The organism is Caldisalinibacter kiritimatiensis, from assembly GCF_000387765.1.
In the GTDB taxonomy this organism is placed as follows: Bacteria; Bacillota; Clostridia; order Tissierellales; family Caldisalinibacteraceae; genus Caldisalinibacter; species Caldisalinibacter kiritimatiensis.
Genome location: NZ_ARZA01000005.1, coordinates 1 through 7,898, shown reverse-complemented (window position 1 = coordinate 7,898; position 7,898 = coordinate 1). Strand labels below are relative to the sequence as shown.

The 7,898-nt window shown below is 28.2% G+C and carries 12 protein-coding genes; all 12 read right to left on the bottom strand.

The genetic code is table 11. The features are described 5' to 3' along the window. Positions 1–442 (bottom strand): transposase (locus tag L21TH_RS00280; protein WP_034428805.1); only part of this gene is annotated, 442 nt, incomplete at its 3' end. A gap of 196 nt (positions 443–638) precedes the next feature. Continuing rightward, positions 639–2,231, bottom strand: coding sequence for a complex I subunit 5 family protein (locus L21TH_RS00275; RefSeq protein WP_006305457.1), 1,593 nt, complete (start codon positions 2,229–2,231; stop codon positions 639–641). Between the two features lies 1 nt (position 2,232). After that, positions 2,233–2,577, bottom strand: a complete 345-nt coding sequence (locus L21TH_RS00270; RefSeq protein WP_006305455.1) for a sodium:proton antiporter — start codon at positions 2,575–2,577, stop codon at positions 2,233–2,235. Then, complete coding sequence (locus L21TH_RS00265) at positions 2,577–2,981, bottom strand: MnhB domain-containing protein (protein WP_006305453.1); 405 nt, start codon at positions 2,979–2,981, stop codon at positions 2,577–2,579. Before L21TH_RS00265 ends, L21TH_RS00270 begins: the two co-directional genes overlap by 1 nt. 22 nt (positions 2,982–3,003) lie before the next feature. Continuing rightward, positions 3,004–3,270 carry a hypothetical protein gene (locus L21TH_RS00260; protein ID WP_006305452.1) on the bottom strand — a complete coding sequence of 89 codons (267 nt, stop codon included), beginning with the start codon at positions 3,268–3,270 and terminating at the stop codon, positions 3,004–3,006. Beyond that, positions 3,263–3,811, bottom strand: a complete 549-nt coding sequence (locus tag L21TH_RS13620) for a Na(+)/H(+) antiporter subunit B (protein ID WP_052002621.1) — start codon at positions 3,809–3,811, stop codon at positions 3,263–3,265. The genes L21TH_RS00260 and L21TH_RS13620 overlap by 8 nt, the downstream gene beginning before the upstream one ends. Further along, positions 3,808–4,101: a monovalent cation/H(+) antiporter subunit G gene (mnhG, locus tag L21TH_RS00250; protein ID WP_006305446.1), complete on the bottom strand. Its 294-nt coding sequence runs from the start codon at positions 4,099–4,101 to the stop codon at positions 3,808–3,810. The genes L21TH_RS13620 and mnhG overlap by 4 nt, the downstream gene beginning before the upstream one ends. After that, positions 4,098–4,358, bottom strand: a complete 261-nt coding sequence (locus tag L21TH_RS00245) for an MrpF/PhaF family protein (RefSeq protein WP_006305444.1) — start codon at positions 4,356–4,358, stop codon at positions 4,098–4,100. Before L21TH_RS00245 ends, mnhG begins: the two co-directional genes overlap by 4 nt. A 16-nt stretch (positions 4,359–4,374) precedes the next feature. Continuing rightward, positions 4,375–4,851: a Na+/H+ antiporter subunit E gene (locus L21TH_RS00240; RefSeq protein WP_006305442.1), complete on the bottom strand. Its 477-nt coding sequence runs from the start codon at positions 4,849–4,851 to the stop codon at positions 4,375–4,377. An 18-nt stretch (positions 4,852–4,869) separates the two neighbouring features. Then, complete coding sequence (locus L21TH_RS00235) at positions 4,870–5,220, bottom strand: hypothetical protein (RefSeq protein WP_006305441.1); 351 nt, start codon at positions 5,218–5,220, stop codon at positions 4,870–4,872. A 370-nt stretch (positions 5,221–5,590) separates the two neighbouring features. Next, positions 5,591–6,988 carry a flotillin family protein gene (locus L21TH_RS00230; protein ID WP_006305440.1) on the bottom strand — a complete coding sequence of 466 codons (1,398 nt, stop codon included), beginning with the start codon at positions 6,986–6,988 and terminating at the stop codon, positions 5,591–5,593. A 19-nt stretch (positions 6,989–7,007) separates the two neighbouring features. Continuing rightward, positions 7,008–7,571, bottom strand: coding sequence for an NfeD family protein (locus L21TH_RS00225; RefSeq protein WP_006305439.1), 564 nt, complete (start codon positions 7,569–7,571; stop codon positions 7,008–7,010). Positions 7,572–7,898: the final 327 nt, after the last annotated feature.

Sequence of the window (7,898 nt, the reverse complement as noted above, 5' to 3'; positions counted from 1 at the left end):
TAGGCTTAGCAGCCTCATAAGAATCTAATTTTATTGAGTCAATAGATACATGTTCACCATCAATAATATCTAGTTCTTTAGCGTGAAGTACTAACTCGTGGAAAAGTTTTTCAAGTTCATCTGTTTCACATAATTTATCTAAAAATCTACTAAATGTAGATTCAGAAGGTACTTTTCCAAGCACTTCAAAACCACAATAATATCTAAGGATTGGATTTTGTTTTAGATTAAGAACTAAATCTTTAATAGTTTGTATTTTTTCAACTTGCATAGCAATTAGAGCATATATCATTGTTGTTGGCTCATAGCCCTTCGGGCCTTTTGAATTACTAGATTTTCTAAGTTTATTAGCTATCTTAGAAACGTCAATTTGAGATAAAATCATTTCTAATTTAGTTTCTTGTTGAAAATTTATAATTTCTTCAAAGGAAATTAAGCTCATTTGTCAATATACATTAAATGGTTTCACTCCTTCGGGTTATTTTGTTTGCACTTAATTAATTCGACATTTTGGGGTGAAACCCCTTTTTGTGTCCAAGAAAATTTAGTAAAATCAACGATTAAAAAATATGAAATTTACTCAGATATTAACCTTATAACCATACTAATATTACCAAAATACAATTTTACAGTTTCTACTACACATAGCTCCATATAATCATAATAAATATAAAAACTACTAACATGAAATTAGTGGTTCCAAAAGAAATATTTAAATGTCTAATTTTTTTCATAATATTATAATCCTTTTCAATAATCCATTTATAAATTAAATATCCTATCCCTAATGCTATTATGTAATTTAACCAGTTCATTAAACTAACAACTTTTACAAAAGAAAAATCAACTCCAAAAAAACCTTTCGTTAAAGGTATATAAAAATTACCCAATATTATACACATCATAGATAAAATTAGCATTGCTACTTCATTGTTGTAGCTTCTAATTTTCTGTACTTTAAATTCCCCAAAAAATATTTGAGACATTTTTATAAAAGATATGCTAGTACCTAAATTAATAATATATAACATTATAGTCTTAATGGTATTAGGCTTTAAACCATATTTTATCACTGTTTTACTGACAAAACCATTGAAGAAAGGAGCTCCAGTAATAGATAACATACCAATTATCATAAAAATTGATACTAAAGGCATATTTTTAAATACTCCTCTTATTTCAGTCACCCTCCTAGTACCATACACATTTATAATATAACCTGCTCCCATAAATAACAAAGATTTAAACATCGAATGATTAAAAATGTGCATAATGCCACCCATATAAGCTTTTCCTGACATAGAGCTAATTCCCATTAAAATAATACCAATTTGTGATATCGTATGAAACGCTAATATCTGTTTTATATCTTTTTGACTCAAAGCAAAGATAATTCCAGAAATTGCAGTGATAAAACCCAATATAAAAAATAAGTCATATAGCAAATTAATATTATAAACTTGGTTGAATCTAATAAAAGCATAAACTCCACTTTTAACTAAAAGACCTGATAATAGTGCTGATATAGACGCAGGTGCTGCACCATGGGCCTTTGGTAACCAGTTATATACAGGAAAAAAAGCAGATTTAACTCCAATAGCTGCCATTATAAAAATATACGATAATATTACTACAGAATTTTCTCCTAAGTAATTAATTTTTTCAGAAATTATATCCATATTTAAAGTTCCTGTGACAACATATATAAATATAAGACCTATTAAATAGAATATCATTCCTACACTATTAAACAAAAGATAATACAGTCCTGCCCTTACTGAATAACCATCCTTCTTATATATAATAAGTATTGTAGATATAATTGTTGTTATTTCAATTAAAACAAACATATTAAATATGTCATTAGTTTGTATAAATCCTAGAAATGTTCCCTCAAGGAATAATAAGAAAAATAGAAATTTGAAATCAGTCTTTCTTTTCTCCCAGCTATATATAATTACGCTCCACCAAATAAATATTGATAGAAAAATAAAGGAGATTGATAATTGGTCATTTCTCAAAGTTATTGAAATTATTTCATTCCATCCACCTAACACTAATACATGTCTGTTTATAAATCCATTATAGAACATATAATATTTAATTGAAAAATAAGTTATCATCAATTGAGATAAAAAAATAATATAATTAAAATATCTTTTATGTAATACATATACAAACATTGCAGTTACTATTGGAATAAAAATCAAATATATAGGTATAAACTTCATGTCATCCTTCCCTTTCTATCAATTCTTTCCAATTCAACGTACCATAGTAATGAAATATCTTTATACTTAACATAAGGGCTAGAGCTGTAATTGCCGCTCCAATTACAATAGCCGTTATCATTAAAGCTTGAGGTAATGGGTCAACCATATTTGAAGTTGTATCTGAAAATTTAGATATTATTGGAATGTCAGAAGCATTAATTGCTCCAAAATTTAAAAATATAACTATAATCGCTGATTGAAGTATATTATATAAAATTATTGATTTTATGATATTTTTATTTACAGCTATACCATATATACCTATACATAATAGTATAAAGGATAATATTAGACTTAACTTCATTATTTCCCCTCCTCAATAAAGGTAGAAAATACTAAAATAAGACCTATTGAAACTTTGATTCCTATAAACAGATTTAAATTTACTAAAAATACTGATTTCAAATTCACATTAGTATCTATGGGTAAAAAACTTGTAAATATTTCTCCTTTAGTCAAAAGACTAGCTGAGGCGAACAAAAGTATTATTATAAACACATATTTCTCCAATTTAATTAATAAATTCAAATCTCTAATTTTGTCGGGATAAATGAAATAACTAATAAGAACTGCAGTAGCTAATATTGCACCCCCCTGAAATCCACCTCCAGGTGTCAAATGTCCATTTATTATTATGTAAAATCCATATAAAAGAATAAATGGAAATAACACTCTACTAATACATTCAAGTATTTCTGACGTCTTCATTCTATCCCTCCTCTAATACTCTTTAAAGCACCTCATCATCCTTCTTAGACATAAAAATTATACCTGAAACAGCAATTATTAAAATACTTGCCTCAAATATAGAATCAAACAATCTATAATCTAAATATATACCTGTAACGATATTTTTCGAACCTGTATCGCTATATGTATTATAAAGATAATAATCCTTACTGCTTGTATCTATATTGTTAATAGCATGAAACGATATATTTATAAATATAATTAAAAGTATAAAAAGCATCAATATTAACATAGATTTTTTAATCATCCATTTCACCCTCTTCTATTTTAACTACCTCTATTTCCTGTTCATCCCTTGTTATCTGCTCTAGTTTATTCATAAGTACGCTAGTTTTCTTTCCCTTTAATATATACTTACCAGTATCTCTACATTTTTCTATAACTAAATCTATATTTCTACTACGAAAAATCCCATGTAAATCATCATAGTTTCCACGACTAATAACAAGCTTAAGATTATAATGTTTTGTAAAGTCTTCTAATAGTTTATAGCCCTTACCTTTTGTATTACCACTATGGTAAAGAAATATATCATCTTTATTAATACGACTTATTACCAGAAACTCTCTTTGCTTAGAAATAGCAATTATATATACCAATGGAATAATTGCACTTCCAATAGCAGCTTCAGCAAGGGCTAAATCAGGTGCTTTAAAGAAATAATAAAGGCTTGCTGTAGCCAGAGAAAAAGCTGAAAAAAAAATAATAGATTTCAAATTATTCTTGCTTTTTAAAATAAATAAAGATAAAAAAATTAATAGCATTTGAAGCAAATAGATGATTTTCATTTTTTCATCCCATCCTCTATGCTAACCCCATTAAGATATGCTGACCGAGTTATAATATGATTGTTAACTGGATTTGTTATCATAATAAAAATCATTATTAATAAAAGTCTTATTGACAAATCACTAATACCAGATTTCACAATTAAGGCTATTAATATAGTTATCGTTGCAACAGTATCTATTTTGCTACTAGTCAATAATCTCGCATACATATTTTGAAATCTGAATATTCCAATCATTCCAAAAACAATATATATCCATGATAAAACCAATAAGCTTTTATATATCACTTTAATCTTCCTCCCCTTTGAATAAATCCCGATAGCAAAGTGATTCCAATAAAACCAATTATCCCATAGGAAATAGATATGTCTAATAAAAGAGTATTCTCCATATAAACACCATATACAGCCAGCAAAAGAATAGTTTTTGCAGATATAAGGTTTAATGCCAATAATCTATCCCAAACAGTAGGACCTATAACCATCCTTATTACTGTTACAAGCATAGCTATAACCAAAAGTACCATTGTTATAATCAAAAACATGTCTTTTCATCCCTCACTAAAAAAGCTTCTCATATTTTTTTATAATCTCTTCTGCTAAACATTTTCCTCTTTTTTTTGGGTCATCTATGGATAATACCACTAATTTGTTTCTGTTTTTATCAACTGTTAGAGTACCTGGTGTCAATGTAATAGCATTTGAAATCATAGTTATAATCAGTGGATTATTAGTATTTAACTCTATATTCACAAATATTGGGTCACAATCTTTCTTTATTATTCTCACTATATATGAAAAGGAAGATTTATATATTTCAAACATAAGTCTTAAAGTAAACTTAATTATATTAAAGATTTTAGGCAGTGTAACTTTAAATCCATATTTATCATGCAATATACCATAAGACCCAATAGTAACTATTATACTTATGCTTAACCCAATTACTAGACTTGTAAATCTAAAATCCATTGTTAGTACAATCCAAAAAACATATAGTAATAAACATAGCTTTAAATTTTCTTTAATTAATCGCATAACTCCCTCCTATGTTTATTATTTGGTATTATCCTTTTTTCTAATTAAAGTTATCTTTACCATGTTTGAATCTAAGGTATCTAAACTAGATTCATCTATCATATTTCCTAAAAGATATAGTTCATTCTTTGAACTTGTTTCACCAAGAAGTTCCCAATACAGTTCTTCTATCTCCCTGTTTCTCTTTGAGATGATTTTATCTTTTACTTCGTCTAATATTCTTATGTCAAGTACATTACAGCATACTATAATCTTATTTTCATTATCACTTTCCTTAATAGTAATATATATTGATGATGCATTGTTGTTTAATAAAAATGCTATCAATTCGTTAACTATCGCAATAATTCTTTCCTTTTCTTTATACATTTAGTCCTCCTTCTTTAATTTAATAATATATACTAATTTTTCTTTTCTTAAAAATTTAAGGAGTATTACACACTAAAAAATTGATTTTATCTTACGGAACTTTAACCTAAATGTGAGTATTTTGAAGGCAAGAATATTGTAAAAAGAATTTTCTCAAGTACATTTATAGAATTGCAGTATAATGAATTCGTAAATTATTACTGTTATATTAATTATATCCAATGAATATATCAAGTTCAATAATTTTTCGAAAATTTTAAACAGAAAGTAATTTATAAAGTATTCATCCTATAGTTGAATCATGGGAGATAAATGAAACATTCTAAAATAAGAGGGGATTTCTCCCCTCCAACTTATTCTTCTACATCTATTATTTTTCATCTTTTTCCTTTATTTTATCTATTTCTTTCATCTTATTACCTGTTAAATAGTTTGGTAGCTCCATTCCTGCCATCTTAAATACATCATCAAAAGGTGGAATAGACTTTAGCATTCCAGATAAAAATTTTGCTGTAGTTGGTACACCATCACTATTTCCTCCCATTGAATCCCATACAGTAACTTTATCTATCTTAATATCCTTGATAGCTTCAACTTGGAGTTTCACTAATTCAGGTAGCTTATCCGCTATCATAAGTGTAACAGCATCTTTAGCATTTCCACCTGCTGCATTAACTAACTTTTCAAAACCTTCAGCTTGCTTACTTAATTTCTCCATAATACCTTGAGCTTCTGCCTGCATTTTTAATAGTATGGCATCAGCTTCACCTTTAGCTTTACGACGAGTTTCTTCTGCTTCAGCCTCTGCATATATCTCAACCCTTTCCTTTTCTATTTCTGCTGGAATAACAACATCTGCTTTTTTAGTTGCTCTTTCTTTTTCAGCTCTAGATTTTTCTGCTGCTTGCTCTGCTGCATAGGCCTCTTCAAGTGCTTTAGCTGATTGTACTTTTTCTGCTGCAACTGCTCTTCTATTTGCTTCTGCTTGTTTTTCTCTTCTTTCGGCTTCTGAATTAGCGATAGCAATTTTAGCCTTATTTTCACCCTCAACTGCAGTAGCATTAGCATTGGATACTTGAATCCTTTCATCTCGCTTAGCATTAGCTTCACCTATTGCACCATCACGATTCTTTTCAGCTACAGTTCTTTTTGCATCATTAATAGCCTTAGCAGCAGCTTCTTTACCTAAAGCTTTGATGTATTCTGATTCATCCTTTATATCAGTTACATTTACGTTTATAAGTTTTAAACCTATTTTCTTAAGTTCAGCTTCTACATTCTTAGTTACATTTGCTAAAAATTTATCCCTGTCTGCATTAATTTCTTCTATATCCATAGTTGCTATGACTAATCTTAACTGCCCAAATATAATGTCTTTAGCAAGCTCTTGAATCTCATTTAAACTAAGACCTAACAATCTTTCAGCAGCATTACTCATAACACCAGTCTCTGTTGAAATACCTACTGTAAATCTCGATGGTACATCAACTCTTATATTTTGTTTACTTAGTGCATTTTTTAAGTTTACTTCTATTGACATAGGTGTTAAATCTAGAAATTCATAACTTTGTATTAATGGCCATATAAACGCAGCTCCACCATGTATACATTTAGCTGAACGATTTAACCCATCAGTGCCTTTTCCTATCTTACCATATACAACCAAAATCTTATCTGCCGGACATTTTTTATATCTTGAAAAAAGTGCAACCAATGTCACAAATATAATAGCTATTATTATGATAACCAAAACTAAAGAATAACTCATCAAAATCCCCCTCTTTTATTTATCTAATTTTTTCAACCAACACCATTTGGTTTTGAATAACTTTAATAACTCTTATCTTATCACCTGTTTGTATGGTTTCTCCATCAGTAACAGCATCAATTTCTCTAACACCACCTTGAAACTGCATCTGTACCTTACCCACACCGGTCCGTTTCTCTGGAATAGTTAAATACACTTCACCTACACAATTAACAGCAGCTTCTAAGTCTAAATTGCCACTTTCAGCTAATTTACTCATAAAGATAAAAATTGATGACACTATAAACATCACTATCATTCCTAGTAATACCGAAACTATAATAGTAGCTAATTTACTAAATCCTGCATTTATTGATGCAATACCTGTCCATCCAAATACTGTGAAAAAAATAATAAAATTTCTTAATGTAAATATTGGCAATGATGCATCAATACCATCAAGCATACCATCATCTAAATCTACATCGCCTCCTATACCAGTAAATGTAATTACAGTCTGTATTATGAAAATGACAGTAAAGGGTATAACGAAATACCAAAAAATCTTTTCAAAAGCAGATATAGTACTAAACCAGCCTTCCATTTAATCCCCCTTTCTAAATAAGACAAGTTGTATAATTTAACTGTATATGTATATGATTAAAATTTATAATTTATAACTATGTCAGTAATACATAATGTATTATTACTTAGAAGGAATTTTTATTTTTTTGTAGAACTATATTGTAAATGTGAATTAAGAAGTACCTTACTCAAAGGGGGGAATCACAATTAATAAAGTACCTGATTTTTACACGGCTTTTACAGAAATTCAATATTTATAAGATAAAATATAAACAAATGAATAAATATAGGTAATTGCGAAATTAAATAGCTGAAGGCTTAGATTACGAAAAAAATAGTTTAATAG

Bases quoted from the DNA above. Each gene is read 5' to 3' on its own strand.
- L21TH_RS00235 (WP_006305441.1), bottom strand. From the start codon at position 5,220: ATGTATAAAGAAAAGGAAAGAATTATTGCGATAGTTAACGAATTGATA.
- L21TH_RS00265 (WP_006305453.1), bottom strand. From the start codon at position 2,981: ATGAAGACGTCAGAAATACTTGAATGTATTAGTAGAGTGTTATTTCCA.
- L21TH_RS00225 (WP_006305439.1), bottom strand. From the start codon at position 7,571: ATGGAAGGCTGGTTTAGTACTATATCTGCTTTTGAAAAGATTTTTTGG.
- L21TH_RS00230 (WP_006305440.1), bottom strand. From the start codon at position 6,988: ATGAGTTATTCTTTAGTTTTGGTTATCATAATAATAGCTATTATATTT.
- L21TH_RS00270 (WP_006305455.1), bottom strand. From the start codon at position 2,577: ATGAAGTTAAGTCTAATATTATCCTTTATACTATTATGTATAGGTATA.
- L21TH_RS00275 (WP_006305457.1), bottom strand. From the start codon at position 2,231: ATGAAGTTTATACCTATATATTTGATTTTTATTCCAATAGTAACTGCA.
- L21TH_RS00245 (WP_006305444.1), bottom strand. From the start codon at position 4,358: ATGTTTTTGATTATAACAATGGTACTTTTGGTTATAGCTATGCTTGTA.
- L21TH_RS13620 (WP_052002621.1), bottom strand. From the start codon at position 3,811: ATGAAAATCATCTATTTGCTTCAAATGCTATTAATTTTTTTATCTTTA.
- L21TH_RS00240 (WP_006305442.1), bottom strand. From the start codon at position 4,851: ATGCGATTAATTAAAGAAAATTTAAAGCTATGTTTATTACTATATGTT.
- L21TH_RS00260 (WP_006305452.1), bottom strand. From the start codon at position 3,270: ATGATTAAAAAATCTATGTTAATATTGATGCTTTTTATACTTTTAATT.